Source organism: Bacillus sp. LR--39 (genome assembly GCF_053613335.1).
On the sequence record NZ_JBSIOT010000809.1, the window covers coordinates 1 to 735 of the forward strand.

The following is a 735-nucleotide window of genomic DNA, read 5'->3' on the forward strand; positions in this document are numbered from 1 at the left end:
TTTAGACGGTATATTTTAGAATTTTTGAAATGGTTTTCCATAAATTAAACATTTATAATGGTTTTAGAAATCTATTCTAAAACGAAATGGGAATCGAAAATGAGAAAATGGTATTTTATTCTTTTGGCGGGTGTTTTAACGTCTGTCATCCTCGCTTTCGTTTATGATAAGACAAAAGCGAATGAGGAAGGATCTGGGGATTATCTGTATGTTTCGCCAAATGGCAGTGATCAAAATGAAGGAACAAAAGAAAAACCGTTTCGTACATTGGCACACGCATCTGAGAAGGCTGCTGCCGGCACAACTGTCATGATTCGGAAGGGCACGTATCATGAAATCCTTGATGTAAAGCACAGCGGTACGGACGGAAAGCCTATCACATTCCGAAACTATGAAAATGAAAACGTCGTGATTAGCGGTGAATCCGTTGCGAACTATGAATATGAAACACCGCTTATTCGTATTCACGATAAACATGACATTGCCATCAGCGGTTTAACAATTCAAGATCTTTCTGTTTCATCTGAGGAAGCAACTGCTATAGGGATTTATGTATCAGGCTCCAGCAGTCATATCGCCATTAAGGATAATCACATCCGGGATATTAAGACAACAGCGGATGAAGGAAATGCCCACGGAATCGCAGTCTATGGGACTGGCAGCATGAAAGACATCCGAATCGAGGACAATACAGTTGAGAAACTGACGCTTGGAGCGAGTGAAGCAGTTGTGCTG

The 735-nt window shown here is 40.8% G+C and carries 1 protein-coding gene; it reads left to right on the plus strand.

Going from position 1 to position 735, the window contains the following annotated elements:
- Window positions 1-99 precede the first annotated feature (99 nt).
- A partial coding sequence (locus ACWHAR_RS26680; protein WP_452088377.1) for a DUF1565 domain-containing protein occupies window positions 100-735 on the plus strand: 636 nt, incomplete at its 3' end.